Origin of the sequence: Gillisia sp. Hel_I_86 (assembly GCF_007827275.1) — a bacterium.
In the GTDB taxonomy this organism is placed as follows: Bacteria; Bacteroidota; Bacteroidia; order Flavobacteriales; family Flavobacteriaceae; genus Gillisia.
This window is the reverse complement of record NZ_VISE01000001.1, coordinates 2,787,419-2,806,841: the sequence shown is the minus strand read 5'-3', so window position 1 is coordinate 2,806,841 and position 19,423 is coordinate 2,787,419. Positions and strand designations below refer to the sequence as shown.

Here is a 19,423-nt window from a genome sequence, read left to right as displayed (position 1 = left end):
GGCTTTTCTGTTAATAAATGGTCTGTTCAAAGTCCAAGAAGTCCTAATTATTCTGTAATTCCAATTCTCTTGAACACCTGGATTATCACTACCGAAGATATCCCTGCAAAAAATACAATTAGATATTGTTCTATAGTTAAGGGTAAAAGGGATAATGCCTCTCGAACAGCAGGGATCAAATAAGCAATAACAACTAGAAGTACAGAGAGTACCATGGCCGCCCAAACCCATTTATTGTGCACTACTTCATTATTAAAAAAAGAATGAATACGAGATGGAATATTAAAGACATGAAGTAACTGTGTCCACACCAGGGTATAAAAAGAAATATTATTTACTACGCTACTTGGCAATTTTAAGACAAAGTGCGTATACAAAGTAACACCCGTCACAATGAACGTAACACATAGCCCATACACTATTACTGATCGCCAGAGCAAAGGAGTGATAATTTGCTCTTGAGGATTTCTTGGAGGTCGCTCCATGATCACTTTTTCGCCTTTCCCCATTCCAAGGGCCAATGCCGGAAATGTATCTGTTACTAGATTGAGATAAAGAATTTGTAAGGGTAGAAGAGGTAGCGGAATATTTATGAGCGCAGCGATCACTACTGAAAGTATTTCAGCCAGGTTACAGGATAAAAGATACACAACGAACTGCCTAATATTCCTAAAAATAGTTCTTCCCTGCCTTATCGTTAATTCTGTTGAAGCAAATTTATCATCCAGTAAGATTACATCTGCCACCTCTTTTGCCGCATCTGTACCTCGAATACCCATGGCGATTCCTATATCGGCCTTTCGAAGCGCAGGAGTGTCGTTGATTCCATCTCCCATCATTCCTACTACATGATTGTTCTTTTGGAAAAACGCTACCAATTGTAGTTTTTGCTCTGGAATTATCCGTGCAAAAACATTTGCGTGCAGCAGTTTGTTTTTAAAATCCAGGTCTGCACTATCCAAATCCTTTATCATGTCGCCATGAATAACCTTCTTTTCATTATCCTCGCCTGGAACCAATAAATTAATCTCTTCAGCAATCTTTTGCGCAGTAGCCAATTGATCCCCTGTGATCATGGTTACTTTTATACCGGCTTTTTTATAGGTTTCTATTGCTTGTCGAACATCAGATCTTGGAGGATCCAAAAACCCAACGATCCCAATAAATATGAGATCATGAATTTGTCCCTCTATAGTGGTTTTTTCAGTTTCCTTATATGCAAAGCCTAATACCCGTAATCCCCGGCTTGCAATTTCTTCCGACGCTTGAAGCCACTTACCCCTATCTAGTTGGATCTTATCCCCATCTTCGTCCAATCCCGAGCTGCACCTATTCAAAACGATTTCCAGTGCTCCCTTGACACAAATTTGAAAGGTATCTCCATATTTATTTAAGGTAGCCATGAATTTATCATTTTCATCAAATGGAATTTCATGGACTTTTGGGTATTTAGACTTAAAATCTCGTGCGTTATGTCCCAACTCTTCAGCAAAAACAATTAATGCAATCTCTAGGGAGTCTCCACTGGAATTTTCATCTTGAACGAGGGCATTGTTGCACAGAATACTCACTTCAATAAATTTTAGAAATGAAAGTCCCGAGTTTTTGGAAGATTCTCCATCCCTGTTAGGGTTCAATGACGATGCCATGATAGTTTTGTCTTCCAAAACCACTTGTGCCACATTCATTTTGTCCAGTGTAAGGGTTCCTGTTTTATCTGTACACATCATTGTGATCTCGCCAAGGGTTTGCACGGCTTCTAGTCTTTTTATAATTACCCTTTGCTTGGATAATTTTACCATACCGTGAGCAAGGGTAATTGTGGCGACTATGGGCAACCCTTCTGGAATTGCAGCAACGGCAAGTGCTATGCTGGTTTTAATCAATATTTCCCAATCTTCCCCTTCTATATAACCAATGATTATAATTATCATGATTAAGAAAATGGTGAGAAAAATAAGCCTATGGCTTAAACGATTTAATCGTTTACCCAGCGGGGTATCTTCTTTAATTGCTTCTTGAACTAATTTATTGATGGAACCCAATTCTGTTTGAGACCCGGTTGCAGTTACAATTGCCTTTGCATGCCCTTTATTTATGATGGTGCCCTTAAACACCATATTGCTTCTTTTATAAACAGGGGTATCTACCTCTAGTGCTTTTTCTGATTTTGTAACTTGGTCACTTTCCCCTGTTAGAGCCGATTCGGTAACGGCAATACCCTCCTGATGGATAATACGGGCATCTGCACCTACAATAGTTCCCGGAGAGAGAATGAGCACATCCCCTGGAACCAAATTGGCGGCTGCAATACTGTGAACCTTCCCATTTCTTAATACTGTAGACAACAATTGAGCGCTTTTTTGCAAGGACTCTATCATTCGGGTTGCTTTTAGCTCCATAGTAAATCCAATTACAGCATTTAAGAGGATTACTATTATAACCGCAATTCCTTCTAGCCAATCCTGAAACAAAAAGGCTAAAATTGTGGCTGCTACCAGTATATAAACTATCGGATTTAAAAATTGGTTTAAAAGTATGAGAGCCCAACTTTTAGCTTTTTTAACTTTAAAAATATTGGCGCCATATTTCTTCGTTCTATCTTCAACTTCTTTCTCGCTTAATCCTTCCAAAGGATCTACTTCCAACTGTTTTAAAAGGGATTCAACAGTAAGTGTATAAGCATTTCCCATATCGTTAAAATATATTGAAAATATAAAAATTAGTGAAACGTTTTTGAAAATCAGAGAAATAGTAACGCTGAAAAACAACACGTATGGAAGTTAAAACATGGATTAATGTAGTCTCATGACCGTCCAATTTTTTGTTGTTTTACTTGGAACAGCAATTAATTTTTCATTGAGCACGGTAGATTTGATCTTTGGAAGTTTCCTTAAATATTTTTTATCCAACGTTACGTGTTGGGGATCTGTAAGAAAATATAAGAGCTTTCCAGACTTGTCTATAGCTATTTCTGAAAAACTGTAGTTTACGACCCTTTTGTCCAAAAGATCATTCCTACCAAGGCTCTCTTTGGTAAGCTCCCCTACTATTGCCATGCCATCTTTAAAATTAGTGGCATTTATATATACGGGATCAATTACAATTGTTCCCGATGTATCCATAAAACCATAGAAAGGAATGTCTTTTACTGTTTTTTGGATAAGGCACATCCCTTCTTTAAAATAGGGGAATTTTGATTTGCCTTCTTCCTCCACAGGCAATATCACCACATCTTTTCTAAAATCTATCACCAAAGCTCCAGACTCATCTATAAAACCCCAATCCCCATCCCTCTGAACAGCCGCCAAGCCCTCCTTAAATGGAGCTATAAAATTTAAATCTTTAATATCCTGAGCAAAACCCAGACAGCTTAAAATAATTAACCCGAAAGTAAATACTGTTGTTCTCATAACGCAAGTGTTTTATTTTCCTAAAGTTAAAAGCATCGCGTCACATTTTAAATGATATTGATCACTTTTAATTGAAAAACTAGAGGTCAACATTCAACTTCGCTATGCTTTTAGAAGAATTTTAAATTATTAGGGATCCTTCACCTCCAAGGCTTTTATAATACCCTCTACCCAAGGTTAACATGACTTTTATCATTCTTTTATACTTGGTTTACACCTACTTTTATTCTTATAATCTACTGCGATGAAAAATATCCTATTACCTACAGATTTCTCTGAGAACTCTTTGAATGCTATAGAGTATGCGCTTGAATTCTTTAAAGGAAATAGCTGTAATTTCTATATTCTGAATGTTCAAAAATCTTCAGATTTTCTATCTGCAGATTTGGTAACAGCAGCACCGGAAGCTTCAATTTATGAAACGATCGCAAATGATAACAAGAAGCAGTTGAAAAAATTGATCAAAAAATATAAACTGCAATTTCTCCACGAAGCCTATACATTTAAACCGATTTTTGATTTTGATAATCTTGTTAATGCTATAAACGAAACCTTAGCCTCCCATAAAATAGATCTTATTATAATGGGTACAAATGGGACCACAAATGCTAGGGAAATAGTATTTGGCAGCAATACCATACGGGTAATAAGAAACATCCAATGTCCGGTATTAATTATTCCTGAAAAATTTAAATTCTCGAAAATAGAAAATATACTTTTTTCAACTTTTAGATCTGAAGATTTTAGTAGTGCTGGAATTTCAATTTTAAAGGAAATAATAGCGAGGCATGAACCCAAAGTGAATGTGGTAGAGCTAAACAACAACCCCATTACCACAAGCGTCAAAAAAGACAATGCTAGAATCAAAAGACTTTTTAAGGATATTAATTACAAATTTTCTGTTGTTAATAGAATTCCAGCCGCGATGGTCATAAGTACTGTTGTACAACTTTTACATATAGATCTTCATGCCATGTTCCTTGATGAAAAAGAATCTTTTCTGGAACGCTTTATTTTTGGTTCCGAAAGAACAAAAATGAGCTATGGATCCAGTGTCCCTCTTTTGATACTGCACAAATTGAATTCTTAAGATACTATTTTGTAGTGTTCCTAATAGGTTATTAAATAATACCAATGAAAAAGGATTGTGTAGCTTTTATCAATTGAGTCTTAATTGATACTCAAAAATCTTACTGATTGTCCGTTTTTGTACCGTACTTACTATTACCTATCTATATTCAGGGGTTTGTCACACTGTTACCTATCTTGGGATTGTTCAGCATCCAGTAAGTCCAAACGAGACCCTGAAACTTTCCGTAGCGTCGGGACTGGGTGACTAGAGGAGAAGCTGCCGTGTTGGATGAAAAATGGATATAACCAAATGTTATTTCAAAAGGACCCGGCCATCCTTCAAACTTTTAAATAGCACTTTTATATAATCATTTATATTCTTAACCAAACGTTCCGTATCAACGATATCTATAGTTGCCTTCCACAGTACTTGCCGTTCGGTTGCAGGACACAAACAATAAAGTGCAGTTTCTGTGTGGTAAAGCACATAATTTTCAGATTCCTGACTTCCGTAAATTTCCTGATTGTAATAATAGTAATCTGTAAAAGAATTAAAATCCCTTAAAAAATCCCTGTAGGCTTGGGCCACTCCCACTTTTTCTTCTTGTCCTGTAACTTTGGCCAACAAAACAGCATCAAAGTTTGCTTCTATTAATTGTTCTTGAATTTGATTTAATTGCTCCTCGGATTTTTGGTTTTCTGCAAACGATTTTTCAAAAAAATCGATACTCTCTACGGCAATCACATCCCGCTTATAGAATTCGTCTGCTACCTTTTTTTCAAAGATTCTTCGAACCTCTATATCAGGGGTCATTCCAATAACCAAAACTTTTTTGATTTTTAAATTTTGTAGAGCTGGATTTGTGTATTGTTCTACTAAATTAGTGGAGGAGCAACTTATAAATAGAAAGCATAGTAGAATTCCAACTATATGAACTTCATTTTTTCTGGGAATTGGTACAGCTTTCATATATCCTGAGTTCAACTATTTTAGCAATCTTTTTTGTTTGCTAACTTTCATGATTTCTTTTATAAGGCCAAAAATTTTAGTTTTTAACTTTCTTACTTTTAAGTTATAGGCCCTAGCTTCAGATATAAGTTTGTCATGAACTATTTGGTAGTCATCTTCTTCATCTGGAATATCTATATCGTCTAAAAGGGTTTGTAGGTCGTTTTTATGAATTTCAATTTCCTTAAGCAAAGGTTTCAACGCTTTTTTATAAGCGCTAAGATCATTTATAATGGCTTTGCTTTCTTCAAAATTTTTACCGGAAATAAGTTCTAGTGTAAACTCTTTTATAAGATCACTTAAAAACTGAATTTCATCATCTATAAATTCAAGTTCAGAGATGCATCTTATGGTTTCTTCGTGTAAACTACTGGGATTACGCCATTCTTTATATTTCATTTTATATGAGTTAGTGTTCATCTTGTGTTTTTTAACGGGGGGATATAAATATTCTATTTATCAGGTATAACTAAGAAATTTTAATGACCTTCTTTGGGTGCTCTATAACCGAATTCTTTTTTGCGAGTTTCAGTTTAAGGATTCCATCTTTATAACTGGCCACTACCTCTTTACCTTGATCTACCGTAGGTGGAATTTGCAGTTTTCTGTCAAAGGAGCTGTATTCAAACTCTTTTCGAGTATAATCTTCGTCTCCTGTTTTCTCTTCTTTACTCTTTTCTGCAGAAACATGGAGGATACCATTTTCTAATGATACTTCCATCTCCTTTTTTGAAAATCCTGGGACGGCCATTTCAATTTCAATGTTTTTTGGATTATCTTTCACATTCATTGCTGGAAGGTTTCTTGAAGAAGCGATAAAATCGTTTTCAAAAAAATTATCGTTATCCAACCAAGGAAAACCCCTTCTTTTAAATTTTACTAAAGACATAATATTGTTTTTTAAGATTAATAATTAATTTCATTTGAAAGTACAATTGGAAAAAGGAAAATGCAATGATAATTATCAGTTGAAGTCAGTAATTATGTTATGATATTCATTCGCTTTTGCATCGCAATAAATTCATCCAACAGAAGTTTGTGCCAACCCGGAAATTATTGAAAAACAGCTACTACATTATTGTTCAATGGACCATCTATAAAAATTGAAATATGAGGAGTGCGATTTTCGTTGTAGGGTTTTCATAGTATGAACATTAAGATTTGTAATCTTTCCGAAGCAAACAATAGAATAACAAGCGTCGCTCTATTGTGTATGGTTTCATTAATTAGTTCGATGAGCTTTACCGAAACTCTTTCTTTAGGCTTAAAAAAAAACCCTTTATTTGTTCTTTCTCTACCTTCTTCATGAATTTTGGCACTATCCCTCAAAATGATTTCAGTGATGGCTAGGATGGATCCTGTTTCAATGATCTTTCCCACGATACCTTTGCTTCACCAACTTTGGCAAATACCGGTATATCTAAATACCCATGGGTTGGTTGCACACAATCCATGGTGAAAGCATTCAGTGGGAAAGGTTCCCAATTTTGTATTCGTAACCCTTTGAGTGCTTGAAAAATCTGCAATCAGTTTAGATAGTGCCCACTCAATTTCAATAAAATTTCGAACCAGTTAGCGTACAATACACTCCTGAAAAATGAATTTTTATAGATGGCATCAGTGAATTTTCATATGGTTACAAAGCGTATTAATTTCTTTAAAAATCTTCTCTATTCTTTTTTCTGAAATGCCCAAATGGTCCAAATAAAATTTATCCTTTAAAAGCTGTCGTAGCAAGACTATATCCCTGCTTAAAAGGAATTGTTTTTCTCTAATGGTTAAAAGGGTGGAGACTGTAACAGGATATAATCTAAGCCGGTCTATTCTATCCTTTATCCCATTGTCCAGAGGATAATCCCAACTTAACAAATGCAAGCCACTGCACTTCCCGTAAATTAAAGCATCTTTTGTAAACTGCGTATTGGTTACTACCCAACCTTCATTAGGACAGCTTTTGGAATTTTTATAATTTACCAGGATGTCTTGATATCTGGAATGGATATAGAGGGGGACTTTCACATCGCACTTTTTGCTGCGATCGCTATGGAATTTACATTCTGCTACGATGTATTCTTCCTTCTTTTTTGCAATTACATCTACCTCATGTGTTACACATTTACCTTGTAAAATCGAACCAATTTTTATGGAGTATCCAGAAAATTCAAGTAAAGCACCAATAAATTTTTCAAAAGGAAATCCCGTGGGACCAAGTTCATAAATGGCATTTTTAAGCTTGTATCTTGAGGCATATATTGGTTTGTTCTTTTTTAATAATGCGAAGGCTCGATTATAAATTTCCTTTGTGGAAATTCCTTGATACAATTCATTGCTCACAACGTCTATAATTTTCTTTATGGTAGCCCTATCTGCCCCGCTCCTCTTTAACGAATTATGCAGTTTTGAAATTGAAAACTTCTCTCCTTCGCCCGAAGATTTCTCTATAAAAATTTCTTCATTGCCCATGGGTTGTTTCTATAAAAACATGCAGTTAAACCTTGTAATAATTGGAAACCATTGCCTTTATTTGATTCTCAGTCATACTATCGGCTTTTAAGACGTCTATTACGTTCTTGTGTAGTTTGGGATAATTTGTTTCCAACTCCTTGTTAAAAATCAAGGGCATATCTGCCGGGCCATAAATTACGATGCTATCCAAATCTTCTAAATACGAAACAATTTGCTTAAAGTAATTTTTAATAGCATGCTTTTTAATCTCCAATACTTTTCGATCTTTCACTATTTCTAGCGCCCCGCTTTTGTCGAAATCTTTTAATCCGCTAAAATCACTATCTGTATTTTCAACTTTAGAGACCACTTTTTCTATTTTTGTCCCCCTATTTTCCAGCGTAATAATAATTGCTTTTTTTCGGTCTATCCAAATACCTGCCCTTTTCATAATTCATCATTTTAATTGCGCAGATCGTGTAGAACCAAAACAGGAACCTTCGCATGTTGACCAAGATCTTTTACCATTGGTTTGGAAAAGAGCACATCAAAAAAAGCGTGTTTTTTATTTATAAAAACAATCATTTCACTGCCCCGGCTTTGTACAAATAAATGCAAGCCTGTTTGTACATTATCATGTTCTAACCAATGAAATGTATATACCACTCCATCCAAATATTCTTCCAGCAAAGCTCTTTTTTCCAGTTGTTTTTCATCGAGGGAAGCTGATTTATTTACATGTAAAATTCTCACGGGGGAATTGGTTATTTTCGAAATTTCAAAAAGATATTCCAGTTCCCGTTTTTTATAATGAGTCTTATAACTTGTTGGGAACACAATCTCTTTGGGATCCTTATATTCAAAATGACTAGGAATTACAAGGACTGGACAATTTCTAATTTTTTCCATAATAGTGATAGCGTTACTTCCATACACTATATCCAAAGCGTCCGTCTCTCCTTTATTTCCTACTATTATTAGCTCGATATCTTTGGTTTCCACAAACTCTTTTATTGCGTTTATTGGATTATTATTGACCGCATGGGTAGAATAGGTGTGATTATACCCCGAATTCCTTATAGCAAGCATTTTTATGAGTTTTTTTAATTGCGCTTCAGATTTGGATTTAGCCATATTATAGATACGATCTTCTGAATTAGCTGGAGTATTAACTCCTAAATCAACTACCTCATATTTAAATGCATTCAGCAAATAAAAATTACATTCTTCATTTTTGAATAATTCACTTGCATAAACTATTGTGTTCCATGAATGCTGGGAAAAATCTGTTGGTAATAAAATTTTCTTTTTCATCGTTTGCATTTTAAATTCCACCATTAAATGTACTAGGCAAAGACCATGATTTCTATGATAATTATCAGTTGGCTGCCGGAATCACCAAATAGGGACGATTGGAATATAATCCCATCATCTTGATTACAGGTTCCCTTAAAAGGTCTTTTAAGAAACTGTGCTTATAATGTACCATTGCCAAAATATTAAAATCATATAACATAACATATTGTAATAAGCTATCTGTTTTATTGTATAATACTCCTTCTTCAAAAAGCTTGTAATCTATCTCGTAAAGCATCTCTTTAAGCTCATGTATGTTTTCACGCTGCGTTTCGGTAATTATCTCTTGTTCCCCTAGGAATATTATCCTTAATACCGCATTATGGTTTTTCGCAAACCGGATGATTGGAGCTATTTCCTCGGGCATGAATTTTCTGGTAAAATCTGTAGCAAATCCAATTCTTTTAACCTCCACATATTCCATTTCATTAGGGATCATTAAGAGTGGTGCTCCTTTTAGTTTTTTGATCGCTTTAACCGTATTGCTCCCAAACAATACATCCTTTGCCCCGGTTGCTCCTTTGGTCCCCATCACTACATAATCTATTGCTTTGGATTTAATAAGATTGTTTATGGTTTTTTGGAAATCTAAAAAGGTGGAAATAATTTCAAACTTATGAAGTTTGTTTTCTGTATCCAGAATTATTTTATGCCTTACCTGTTTGGCCTTATCTTGAGATTCATTATTTAGCCGCGCTATTATCTTTTCACTCTTACTTGTTGGAATTCCTTTTGTTTGGGCGATCACATTGGCTTCAAAGGAATTCACCAAATAAAATGTCGCCGTCTCATTTTTAAATAATTGTGTTGCATAGTGCAGCGCACTATAGGCATTCTGGGAAAAATCTGTTGGTACTAGTATATGTTTCATCGGTATCAGCTTTTAATTCATCATTCTTTCTTCTGAAGGAATGACCAAGAAAGGAACTTGGGTATGAAATACTATTTTATTGATAACAGGCTTGAACAACAAGTTTTCAAAAAAGGAATGCTTGTTATGAATCATAATTAATAAATTGATTTTGTTCTTTAACTCGAATGCCACTATCGCTTCTTGAAGATCTTTGTTTTTAGCGATATGAAATCTATGAAAATTATCTTCGAAATATTTGTCCAAGAAATCCATCATCATATCATTTTTAGAAGCTGTGGTTTCTTCTTTAACAACATTGAATATATGCAGTTTAGATGTATGTGTTTTGCACAGGTCCCTTATAAATGATAAGTACTTGTTTTTGTAGGAGAATTTAAAATCGGTTGGAAATAAGATCTCTTTTGGTTCTTCATAACTAAAATTTGCCGGCACGGCGATTACTGCACATTTAACATTTTTAATGGTATACATGGTGTTGGTGCCCAGAAAAATTTCTTTTGCCCCAGTTGCTCCCGTGGTACCCATCACAATAAGCTCTATGTTTTTCTCTTTAATTAGATCCTGCATTTCGTTGATCAGTAAATTGTAAGTGCCTTTTTTTTGAAAAGTATGATTTGGGTTCTTGAATTTCCCTTTTAACAGCTCCTCGGTTTTATCCAGGTTTTGCCCCACTGTCGACTTCAAAACTTCCAGTAATTCGAATGTAGAATAACTATCTGCTACGGTTCCCACATTATAGGTAACAGGAGTATAAGTATGTAACAGCGTAAACTCGCATTTCTCCTTCTCAAAAAGTTGAACTGCATAGCACATCGCATTGTATGCCGTATCGGAAAAATCTGTGGGTAGTAAAATACGTTTCATATCTATTATTTTAATAACGTTGTAAATTTTGGAGTATTAAAAATGGAACCTCTAAATGAAGTCCCATTTTATCGATGGTAGAGGTGTACAGCATGCTTTCTAGATAAGAGTGCCTTGAGTTGACCATAACCACCATATCGATTCCATTGGATTTTATTTGGTTATTTATTGTAGCGGTAAGATCACCCCCCTTAATGTTCATAAACTCGGTCTTATTATCTTCTACACAGCTCTCTAAAAAAGTTTTATTATCCTGCTGCCTGTAGGATGCTTGTTCAAATTTGGAAATATGCAGAAAAACAATACGGGCAGCAAAACTATTTGCCATGGTGCTTAAAAGTTTTATCTCTCTACGCTTATACGGCAGCAGGTAATCTGTAGGAAATAGGATTTTAGAAGGTGCCCCATTTTTAAAAGTATTGGGAACCGCTAGGACCGGGCATTTAACATATTTAACAACTTGAAGTGTATTGCTCCCAAAGGTTAATTTTTTATCATTGGATTTACCTCTGGTCCCCATAATAATTATATCTATATTTTCTTTATCGGCGAGATCATTTACGGCATCTACCAATATTTCGAATTTAGAAAGTGTAATTATCCGATGTTTTGGGTTTGGGGAAAATAAAAGGATTTCCTTCTCCAGTTTTTCTAGTTCTTTTTCGGAATTTCTGAAAGTTTGCAGCTTCAGCTCCTCAAACCCTGCACGAACCAGAAGGCCTTTTGTATTGTACACCTCATCTGAATATGCATGGATAAGGTATATTTCACAGAGCTCATATTTAAATAGTTCCAGTCCATACTTTATGGCATTCAAAGCATTTTCAGAAAAATCTGTGGGTATTAGTATTTTTCGCATGAGACTAGATTTAAATAGTATTTAAAACTACAATAATGATTGTAAACAAAAAATGATAAGAATCATCTATTCAATGTATTATAAACTGTAAATAAGTGATTAGAATTTGAAAGTATCTGCATTTTTTATAAGACTCGTTCCCAAGAATTATGAATTATTCATGCAAAACCAAAAAAGGGATTTCCCTATGGTAATTAAACTGAGTTACGGATGGTTTAAATAAAAGCCTTTGGGAAAAGTTGATGTTTTTTGCCACCATGGCGACCATATCCACTTTCATTGTATTTATAAAAAACTGAAGTCCTCTTTCCAGATTTGGATTGTCGATAACATGAAAACTATAAGGAACATTATCTAAATTTTTCTTTAAATAATCCCTGTTTTCAACCTGATAGTCATTTAGTTTTTTTTGATTTTGAGCTACCCTTAGAATTTTTATTGATGCATTTTGGATATTCACTATATCTATAAGTGAATTAATTATTTTACTCTTATAGACAATATTAAAATCTGTAGGGAACACCAAGCTTATTGGGATTTTAAATATTGCTTTTTCCGGGATAACAAGAATTGAGCATTTTACTTTGGTAATTACCTCCAAGGTTTGGTTGCCAATAGGAAATTCATGGTAATTGGAAGCGCCTTTGGTGCCCATTATTAGTAAATCTATATCTTCGTTTATAAGATATAGGCGAATACCTTCTATAACTTTGGCACTACGAATAACTGTTAAAATTTGGCTTCGGTTTTCAGGAAAAAATTGATTGATCTTATCTAATAATTTTTTAAAATTGGGACTTTCCATTTTAGAGTTGGACTCATTTAATGAAGTTTCATTTTCAAATGAGTGTTCTCCATGAGAATTATCGCTTGGCAAAGTAAAATGAATAAGATGAAATGTAACCTCTTCTTTTTGAAAAAAAGAAAATGCATAAATAATAGCGTTCCAAGAATTCTCAGAAAAATCTGTAGGTATTAAAATATTTTTCACTTTCGTATTTATAGTATTTATAGATAAAAAGCTAAAATATTTTAGTTTGGTGATTAAAAGAATGATAATTGTCAGTTAACCAAAGTCTATTCTATTGCATTCAATTTTTCTAGGTCGAGTATTCTAATGTTTCTGCCTTCAATTTCAATTAAGCCCTTTTTCTTAAAGCCAGAAAGGGTTCGTATTAAACTTTCGGTAGCAATACCAGCTACACTTGCCAAATCGTACCGCGAGATTTTAATGGTATCTTGCGGGTTTTTATCGAGAATCTTAACAAACTGCAGAATGGTTCTTGCTGTTTTTTTGCGCACCGAACCATATGCCATTTGTAACAATTGCTCTTTAATCTCGGAAATATCACCTGTTAGTAAGTTTAACACCTCTATGGACACCTCATTATTTTTGCCCAAAATTTCCTTTAGGTCGCTCTTGGATATTCCAGCAAGTTTTACCTCTTCTACTGCCATTACAGATTCTTGATAGGTTATGCTCTCAGCAAAAGACGTAAAGCCTAAAAAATTATCTGCCTTATAAAGCGCCGTAATTAATTCTTTGCCCTTCTCGTCCATTTTATAACTTTTAACTACTCCTTTCAGGATTAGGTAAATAGTATTGGAGCGTTCTCCTTCCTTATAAATTAGCTCCCCTTTATTAAAGCTTAAAATATTACCCTTGGTATCAAAAAAATTCTTTAACTCGTTAAGGTTCCTAAGTGTGGAATTTCCATTTTGATCCTCTTGTACAGCTCTGTTATCTGAAGTTTGGGCTAATATTTCAGCTTTAGCCAACCGGCTTTGTATTGCGCTAATTAATTCATCCTCCTCAAAGGGTTTGGTAATATAATCGTCTGCACCAAGATCCATCCCTTTACGAACTTCCTTGTGCTCTGTTTTTGCTGAAAGAAATATAAATGGGATGTGGGAAGTTTTAGGATCTTTAGAAACCAGGTCCAATACCCCATAACCATCTACTTCTGGCATCATGATATCACAAACAATAAGATCGGGTATATGCTCATTGACCTTTTCTATTCCAATTTGGCCATTTGAAGCAGTAATAACCTGGTAATTGGACAATTCCAACAGCTCTGCAGTATTTTCCCGTAAAGCAGCATCGTCCTCGATCAATAAAATTGTTTTCATATCTCTTTAATTTGTGGAAACTGGAATTGTTATCGAAAAAGTACTACCCTTATTTTCTTCACTTACAAAGGTAATTGTACCTCCCAAGTTTTCCAAGTGGCTTTTAACTATATTAAGCCCTATTCCCGTACCTTGGTTTAAAAGAGCATTTTCTGCCCTAAAATACCTATTGAATATATACTTTTGCTCGTTAACAGGAACTCCTATACCTTCATCTTTTACAACAATACTAAGCCTTTTAGTATCAAGAACAGCTTCAATATCTATAGTGGAATTTTCTGAGGAATATTTAACGGCATTATTTAAAAGATTTGTCATTATGAGTTGTAAGATTTTTTCGTCAAAACTTATAAAAATGCCATCAATATTTTCTGGATAATTAATTTTTTGCCCATCTTTAAGAAACATATTGGCATCATAAATCACTTCGTTTATGATCTTGCTCAAAGGAAACGTTGAGAATTTATAATTTACCTTTCCACTTTCCAAACGCTCTATAGACAAGAAATCATTAATTATATTATTTAGGAACTTAACCTTATTTTGAATGGTTTTAATATGCTTGTCACGCTTATCTTGTTGCCCTGTATTGGGATATTTACCAATTAGGGTAGATGAAGTGAGAATACCGCTCAACGGGGTCTTGAATTCATGAGACACCAACGAAAGGAATTTTGTTTTTAATTCATTTAGGTCCTTTTCCTTATGCAGGGCTTCCTTTAACTGATAGGTTCTCTCTTCCACCTTTTTTTCCAGATCGGCATTCAAGTCCCTAATTTCCTTTTCTGCCTCTTTTCGCACGGTAATATCTATAACAAATGCCATGACATACATGTTCCCATTTATATTAAAAGGATTTAATCCTGCTTCTACCGGAAATTGGGAGCCGTCTTTCCGCAACCCATATAGATCCCTCCCATGGCCCATTTGCCGTTTATCGCTATCTTCTAAAAAAGTCTTCACCTGCTTAGGATGTGAATGACGGTACTTCATGGGAATTAAAACATCCAAGGATTTTCCAATAAGCTCATTTTTTGCATAGCCAAAAATTGCATCGGCAGCTTTATTAGTGGTTACAATTTGCTGGGCTTTGTCAACCACAATAATACCTTCTGAAACTGCTTCAGAAAGAATCCTGAATACATCACTCTCCCGTTTAAAACCTTCCATAATTCAAAAATACCCATTATTATTATAATGAACTCCTCTCGACTTTTTCTTTTACCTACGAATTTTACATTTTGCTCCTTAATCTCATCTTTTTAGTGTACCGTAGGTATGGCTATGCTACTCAATAAAGCCTTCTTTAATAAATAAAATCCTTAATTCCCGGTTCCAAACAGAAAGTCAAAATGAGTCCAATATTCCACTGGTATTGTACTTAATGATAATTATCATTGTTACTATCCATAGAGGCTGGTAAATTTATAAAATAAAATCCTTTAACCATGCAGAAAATTATAGAACCAGAATTAATATTCTATCAAAAATTGGGGGAATTATTCTATGCCATTGCTGCAGTAGATAAAGTAGTTAGGGAGCAGGAATATGAACGCTTATGTGAACTTGTTATATCCAATTGGCGAAAACCGGAAAATTCCAAAGATGAATTTGGTACAAATGCAGCCTATCAAATTGAAATTGTTTTTGAATGGTTTGACCATGAACAAGCCGATGCGAAAGAATGTTATGAGAGCTTTAAAGACTATTTTGAAAAACACCCTAAATTATTCACTAAAGAACGAAAACAGCTCATTTTAAAAACCGCAAATGCAATTGCAAATGAATTTGCAGGAAAAAACAAGGCAGAACTTATGATCCTTGCTAAACTTAAATTATTATTTGAAGGAAATCAGTAAAGTGATTATTTTAATATTTCGAGAGAAGACAGCCTTTCGAGTTGCCGGTATCACTAAACAAAATCGATATGACACTTTACACAAAAATGAAAATCGACTTTTCTGAGAACGTAATCGGGTATTCTTCTATAGGAATTATTGCCTCTACGGGTATAGGCTCCATTGCTGTAGTGACCTCCCTAATGCATGGCAATGGATTTCTGCATAAGTTTATGGTGGTTATTACAGTAATTGTATGCAATACCCATAATGCTGCTATTCTTACGATTCAAAAACCAAAATTAATATTAGACCTGCTCTTGTTAAGTGTCGTTGTGAACAGCCTAATAATCATAGTAAATGGCCTTTATTGATTAAACAGAATTTGAATTTTATAAGTACCTAAAAACGTACATAGAATTTTAACGGCGTTTTTAGAATCAAGAATCCCCTTACAAGCCCACCCAAACATTACGGGCAGGCCTCGGGAAATTAAACCTCAATAAAGATTAAATACATCTTTTATGAAAATCCTGATAATACTGGTAATCTGCATAAGTTTATTGGCATGTAAAAAAGAGACGTCCAAGCAAATGGAATACAAGCGTATTCAATTAGAGAAACAGCGCGATACAAAAAGCAATGACTCTATAACCGGCTTGGACGAAATTGAATTTCAGAGAGAACAATCTTTAAAAATCAAAAGAGAATCAATACTTAAAAAAGAGGATGACCAAGAGGAATTGAAAGAACTCGTTTTATCCAAATCATTTTTAAAAGATGAAGACTGTTATCTAATCACTTTTAAATATCCTTATTTAAATGAAGGAATCAACCAGTCCCACGCCAATTTCAACAGCTATTTAGAAAAAGATTATTTGGATATAGAAGGCGTGGAGAAAGCTATTTTGGAAGAGGGAGAAGTGGTTTGTGATTCTACACGAACGCGTGATGATAGATCCAAAAAGATGGTCGATTATAAAATTTTTAGCCTAGATGATAAGTTGATCAGCGTGCTCTTCTATAATGAGACCTATTACCACAGAAAGCCCTATCCTTCTTATTCTTTCGATAGCTTTAATTATGATTTGGTGAATTCCAAGTTTATGAAATATGAAGATTTCTTTAATACAGGATCTGAAGAAGAGCTTAGGGAAATATTAAATGAAGTGCTCTCCAAAAAAATAAAATCTGGAGAAATTTATTATGACTGTTGGGAAATTTCAGCAGAAGATTTTTATAGCAGTAAAGATAATTTTGTGATCAACAATTTAACCGTAGAATATTTCTTTGATGATTGTGTTATCTGTCCGGCTTATACGGGAACTTTTTCTGTTAGCATTCCCCTAGAATTATTGAAACCTGTATTAAAACAGCATAATTCCAATCCATTGTTATTATAATGGGTGTCCGACCTAATTGATTTAAGAAAAACTAGATAGCCAAAAGCAATTCTATTTTTTAAAAGTCATGATGGGTATATCTGAATGGTTCACCAAGGATTCCCCTTTATTTGCTGAAAAAAAGTGAGCTATCCCCCTTCTCCCACGTGTAGGGATTGCAACGACATCTGCCTCGAACTTTTTGCTAAAACGGTAGATCCCTTCTTCTAAATTATAATCGTTGTAAAAAATGATGTCTTCTAAATAATTTAGATCCTTTATCCCGGCCTGTTTAATAAATTCCATCGCTTTTTCCTCCATTTCTTGATTGCTCAAAAAGTTTTCTGGATGATTTATATAAAGGATCTTAAATAAACTTTTATAAGGTTTAAAAAAGTTCCAAGCCTTGCAAAATGGTTCAATATAATCTTCTTTGAAATCGCAGGCAAATACAACTTTTTTAAATTTAAAGTTCACCACAGGACTCTTAATAACTAAAACAGGCAAACTAGATGTGCGCACTACTTTCTCTGTATTAGATCCAACAAGAACCTCGCTTAAGCCTTTACTGCCATGGGAACCCATAACTATTAAATCGGCTCCAAACTTTTTTGCAATAGCATCGATTTCAAAAAAATCTTTATTTCGCTGCACCGCATGCTGAATTTTAACTCCATTTAGATATACACGGTTCAGGAAATCTGTAAACTTACTATCAGAAAATTTTAAATTTAAAATCGCTTCTTGCAGTTCTTGGGTTTCCACCTTGGTAAGACCTTCATCGGAGAGCCCTAACATATGGAGTGCTACGATTTCACGATTATTTTTCCTTGCAATAGCCGCTGCTACCCGCAATGCGAATTCTGAGTGCTCGGAAAAATCTATAGGCACAAGAATTTTATCCATTTTATTAGAATTAAGAAATGATTTTTTTTTTAGAAAATCTATAGTTTTTTATAGGGTAAAGTATCTTGGAGGGAAATATTTGTTAGATATTCCATTCATTTACACTAGGTATAACCTTATCTTTTTCCAGTTTTTTAATAATTGCTTTGATATAATCGTTTAGAGTAGAAGTTATGGTTTGTGGGTTTACAATATTAAATGCTCCTACCCAAACTAAAGATTTGCCCTCCGTCTGTTGCAATTTATAGATAGATGTTTCTACATGAAATACTTTATAATTATTGTAGTAACCTGGATTATAATATATATCCTGGTATCTATAGTAGTACCTTCCAAACCTTGTCCATCTATAATTGGTGATATAATAATCTGGGTTATAGTTTTTCTTATCTTCCACCCCTTTTAAAGCAGTTACTATAACGGCATCGAAACCTGCATCTGAAAGTCCCTCAATCATCCGGTTTATTTCCTCTTCCGTTTTTTCCGAATTTATAAAAGATGGTTCCAAAACAGATAAACCCTCTACAGCTGGCAACCCCCTTCTCACTAATTCCTTTGTTAAATTTTCTTCAAAAATTTTACGCGCGGTTAAATTCTGGGTAACCCCTATTACCAATGTCTTTTGAGGTTGAAATTCCCTTAGTTCCTTATTTTTCCAACTATCTACAAATTGCGTGGAAGAACAGGAAGAAAGCATCAAAATATTCAAAAGTATAAAGATCTTTTTCATAACAACAACTATTAAATTTTTATAATATCTGTAGGGGTTTCTATAAGTATGGTTATGTCACCTCGCAATGCAACGGGTTGCTTCATGATTTCTGGTTGATGCTGTATCATTTTCACCCAATCCTCCCCAGAAAGTTCATGGGGTTTAAAATGGGAGCTGTAAGAGGGATGTTCTTGGTTAATTAGATCCTTAATCTCCAAATTCAGTTTATTTGCCAATTCTGCAATTTGTGTACCTGTAAGTTTGGTTTTAAGGAGGTTTACTTGCAGGATAGGAAAACCTTCAGCTTTGGCAAATGCCAATGTTTTCTTTGCCCGAATAGAATTGGGATTATAAAACAAGGTGATTTGTCTTTTTGATGTGGCTATTTCTCCCATTTTTTAACAATGATTTTTGTTGAATATGCTCTTCTCCTTTAAACCCGGTTTTTTTTTGTTTTAGGACTTCTACCATTAATAAACCAGACTTTAAACAGGTATTTAAAATTACTTACTATCCCGCAATTTCCATATGATTAAAGTCATATGAATCCAGATACATGAA

General features: G+C 34.4%; 21 protein-coding genes. 4 read left to right on the top strand and 17 right to left on the bottom strand.

Features of this window, described 5'->3' with window-relative positions; translation table 11 throughout:
- Window positions 1-47: 47 nt before the first annotated feature.
- Window positions 48-2,693: a cation-translocating P-type ATPase gene (locus JM83_RS12700; protein WP_144962518.1), complete on the bottom strand. Its 2,646-nt coding sequence runs from the start codon at window positions 2,691-2,693 to the stop codon at window positions 48-50.
- A gap of 102 nt (window positions 2,694-2,795) precedes the next feature.
- Window positions 2,796-3,413, bottom strand: coding sequence for a WG repeat-containing protein (locus tag JM83_RS12695; protein WP_144962517.1), 618 nt, complete (start codon window positions 3,411-3,413; stop codon window positions 2,796-2,798).
- A 244-nt stretch (window positions 3,414-3,657) separates the two neighbouring features.
- Between JM83_RS12695 and JM83_RS12690 the strand changes: the two genes are divergently transcribed.
- Window positions 3,658-4,503 carry a universal stress protein gene (locus tag JM83_RS12690; RefSeq protein WP_144962516.1) on the top strand — a complete coding sequence of 282 codons (846 nt, stop codon included), beginning with the start codon at window positions 3,658-3,660 and terminating at the stop codon, window positions 4,501-4,503.
- A gap of 294 nt (window positions 4,504-4,797) precedes the next feature.
- Here the strand turns inward: JM83_RS12690 and JM83_RS12685 are convergent, their stop codons facing one another.
- The 12 genes from JM83_RS12685 to JM83_RS12630 form a co-directional block, all read right to left on the bottom strand.
- The gene (locus tag JM83_RS12685) at window positions 4,798-5,454 is read right to left on the bottom strand and encodes a hypothetical protein (protein WP_144962515.1); all 657 of its coding nucleotides are present in this window, start codon (window positions 5,452-5,454) and stop codon (window positions 4,798-4,800) included.
- Window positions 5,455-5,469: 15 nt separating this feature from the next.
- Entirely contained in the window at window positions 5,470-5,913 is a 444-nt protein-coding gene (locus JM83_RS12680; RefSeq protein WP_144962514.1) for a hypothetical protein, read from the bottom strand.
- 49 nt (window positions 5,914-5,962) lie between these two features.
- The gene (locus JM83_RS12675; protein WP_144962513.1) at window positions 5,963-6,382 is read right to left on the bottom strand and encodes an Hsp20/alpha crystallin family protein; all 420 of its coding nucleotides are present in this window, start codon (window positions 6,380-6,382) and stop codon (window positions 5,963-5,965) included.
- A 728-nt stretch (window positions 6,383-7,110) separates the two neighbouring features.
- Window positions 7,111-7,956 (bottom strand): restriction endonuclease, encoded by an 846-nt coding sequence (locus tag JM83_RS12670; protein ID WP_144962512.1) that lies wholly within the window; start codon window positions 7,954-7,956, stop codon window positions 7,111-7,113.
- A 25-nt stretch (window positions 7,957-7,981) separates the two neighbouring features.
- A complete protein-coding gene (locus tag JM83_RS12665) occupies window positions 7,982-8,389 on the bottom strand; it encodes a hypothetical protein (RefSeq protein WP_144962511.1) in 408 nt (135 codons plus the stop codon).
- A gap of 11 nt (window positions 8,390-8,400) precedes the next feature.
- On the bottom strand, window positions 8,401-9,252 hold the full coding sequence (locus JM83_RS12660; protein ID WP_186434995.1) for a universal stress protein: 852 nt from the start codon (window positions 9,250-9,252) through the stop codon (window positions 8,401-8,403).
- A gap of 64 nt (window positions 9,253-9,316) precedes the next feature.
- Window positions 9,317-10,165 (bottom strand): universal stress protein, encoded by an 849-nt coding sequence (locus JM83_RS12655; RefSeq protein WP_144962509.1) that lies wholly within the window; start codon window positions 10,163-10,165, stop codon window positions 9,317-9,319.
- A gap of 12 nt (window positions 10,166-10,177) precedes the next feature.
- Window positions 10,178-11,032 carry a universal stress protein gene (locus JM83_RS12650; RefSeq protein ID WP_144962508.1) on the bottom strand — a complete coding sequence of 285 codons (855 nt, stop codon included), beginning with the start codon at window positions 11,030-11,032 and terminating at the stop codon, window positions 10,178-10,180.
- 10 nt (window positions 11,033-11,042) lie between these two features.
- The gene (locus JM83_RS12645) at window positions 11,043-11,891 is read right to left on the bottom strand and encodes a universal stress protein (RefSeq protein WP_144962507.1); all 849 of its coding nucleotides are present in this window, start codon (window positions 11,889-11,891) and stop codon (window positions 11,043-11,045) included.
- Window positions 11,892-12,045: 154 nt separating this feature from the next.
- Entirely contained in the window at window positions 12,046-12,882 is an 837-nt protein-coding gene (locus tag JM83_RS12640; RefSeq protein WP_186434994.1) for a universal stress protein, read from the bottom strand.
- An 86-nt stretch (window positions 12,883-12,968) separates the two neighbouring features.
- Window positions 12,969-14,024 (bottom strand): response regulator, encoded by a 1,056-nt coding sequence (locus JM83_RS12635; protein WP_144962505.1) that lies wholly within the window; start codon window positions 14,022-14,024, stop codon window positions 12,969-12,971.
- Window positions 14,025-14,030: 6 nt separating this feature from the next.
- Entirely contained in the window at window positions 14,031-15,194 is a 1,164-nt protein-coding gene (locus tag JM83_RS12630; RefSeq protein WP_144962504.1) for a PAS domain-containing sensor histidine kinase, read from the bottom strand.
- 278 nt (window positions 15,195-15,472) lie between these two features.
- Between JM83_RS12630 and JM83_RS12625 the strand changes: the two genes are divergently transcribed.
- The 3 genes from JM83_RS12625 to JM83_RS12615 all read left to right on the top strand — a co-directional run bounded on the left by JM83_RS12625 (window position 15,473) and on the right by JM83_RS12615 (window position 17,265).
- Window positions 15,473-15,883, top strand: a complete 411-nt coding sequence (locus JM83_RS12625) for a hypothetical protein (RefSeq protein ID WP_144962503.1) — start codon at window positions 15,473-15,475, stop codon at window positions 15,881-15,883.
- A gap of 68 nt (window positions 15,884-15,951) precedes the next feature.
- Entirely contained in the window at window positions 15,952-16,236 is a 285-nt protein-coding gene (locus tag JM83_RS12620; protein WP_144962502.1) for a hypothetical protein, read from the top strand.
- A gap of 150 nt (window positions 16,237-16,386) precedes the next feature.
- Window positions 16,387-17,265, top strand: a complete 879-nt coding sequence (locus tag JM83_RS12615) for an RsiV family protein (protein WP_144962501.1) — start codon at window positions 16,387-16,389, stop codon at window positions 17,263-17,265.
- Window positions 17,266-17,316: 51 nt separating this feature from the next.
- On the opposite strand, the gene JM83_RS12610 is transcribed toward JM83_RS12615, so the two are convergent.
- The 3 genes from JM83_RS12610 to JM83_RS12600 form a co-directional block, all read right to left on the bottom strand.
- A complete protein-coding gene (locus JM83_RS12610; RefSeq protein ID WP_144962500.1) occupies window positions 17,317-18,150 on the bottom strand; it encodes a universal stress protein in 834 nt (277 codons plus the stop codon).
- A gap of 82 nt (window positions 18,151-18,232) precedes the next feature.
- A complete protein-coding gene (locus JM83_RS12605) occupies window positions 18,233-18,880 on the bottom strand; it encodes a hypothetical protein (protein ID WP_144962499.1) in 648 nt (215 codons plus the stop codon).
- 11 nt (window positions 18,881-18,891) lie between these two features.
- Entirely contained in the window at window positions 18,892-19,257 is a 366-nt protein-coding gene (locus JM83_RS12600) for an arsenate reductase family protein (RefSeq protein WP_144962498.1), read from the bottom strand.
- Window positions 19,258-19,423: the final 166 nt, after the last annotated feature.

Coding starts and splice junctions, on each gene's coding strand:
- JM83_RS12670 (WP_144962512.1), bottom strand. CDS start 7,956: ATGGGCAATGAAGAAATTTTTATAGAGAAATCTTCGGGCGAAGGAGAG.
- JM83_RS12650 (WP_144962508.1), bottom strand. CDS start 11,032: ATGAAACGTATTTTACTACCCACAGATTTTTCCGATACGGCATACAAT.
- JM83_RS12680 (WP_144962514.1), bottom strand. CDS start 5,913: ATGAACACTAACTCATATAAAATGAAATATAAAGAATGGCGTAATCCC.
- JM83_RS12685 (WP_144962515.1), bottom strand. CDS start 5,454: ATGAAAGCTGTACCAATTCCCAGAAAAAATGAAGTTCATATAGTTGGA.
- JM83_RS12655 (WP_144962509.1), bottom strand. CDS start 10,165: ATGAAACATATACTAGTACCAACAGATTTTTCCCAGAATGCCTATAGT.
- JM83_RS12620 (WP_144962502.1), top strand. CDS start 15,952: ATGACACTTTACACAAAAATGAAAATCGACTTTTCTGAGAACGTAATC.
- JM83_RS12610 (WP_144962500.1), bottom strand. CDS start 18,150: ATGGATAAAATTCTTGTGCCTATAGATTTTTCCGAGCACTCAGAATTC.
- JM83_RS12630 (WP_144962504.1), bottom strand. CDS start 15,194: ATGGAAGGTTTTAAACGGGAGAGTGATGTATTCAGGATTCTTTCTGAA.
- JM83_RS12700 (WP_144962518.1), bottom strand. CDS start 2,693: ATGGGAAATGCTTATACACTTACTGTTGAATCCCTTTTAAAACAGTTG.
- JM83_RS12635 (WP_144962505.1), bottom strand. CDS start 14,024: ATGAAAACAATTTTATTGATCGAGGACGATGCTGCTTTACGGGAAAAT.
- JM83_RS12690 (WP_144962516.1), top strand. CDS start 3,658: ATGAAAAATATCCTATTACCTACAGATTTCTCTGAGAACTCTTTGAAT.
- JM83_RS12615 (WP_144962501.1), top strand. CDS start 16,387: ATGAAAATCCTGATAATACTGGTAATCTGCATAAGTTTATTGGCATGT.
- JM83_RS12695 (WP_144962517.1), bottom strand. CDS start 3,413: ATGAGAACAACAGTATTTACTTTCGGGTTAATTATTTTAAGCTGTCTG.
- JM83_RS12625 (WP_144962503.1), top strand. CDS start 15,473: ATGCAGAAAATTATAGAACCAGAATTAATATTCTATCAAAAATTGGGG.
- JM83_RS12675 (WP_144962513.1), bottom strand. CDS start 6,382: ATGTCTTTAGTAAAATTTAAAAGAAGGGGTTTTCCTTGGTTGGATAAC.
- JM83_RS12645 (WP_144962507.1), bottom strand. CDS start 11,891: ATGCGAAAAATACTAATACCCACAGATTTTTCTGAAAATGCTTTGAAT.
- JM83_RS12605 (WP_144962499.1), bottom strand. CDS start 18,880: ATGAAAAAGATCTTTATACTTTTGAATATTTTGATGCTTTCTTCCTGT.
- JM83_RS12600 (WP_144962498.1), bottom strand. CDS start 19,257: ATGGGAGAAATAGCCACATCAAAAAGACAAATCACCTTGTTTTATAAT.
- JM83_RS12660 (WP_186434995.1), bottom strand. CDS start 9,252: ATGAAAAAGAAAATTTTATTACCAACAGATTTTTCCCAGCATTCATGG.
- JM83_RS12665 (WP_144962511.1), bottom strand. CDS start 8,389: ATGAAAAGGGCAGGTATTTGGATAGACCGAAAAAAAGCAATTATTATT.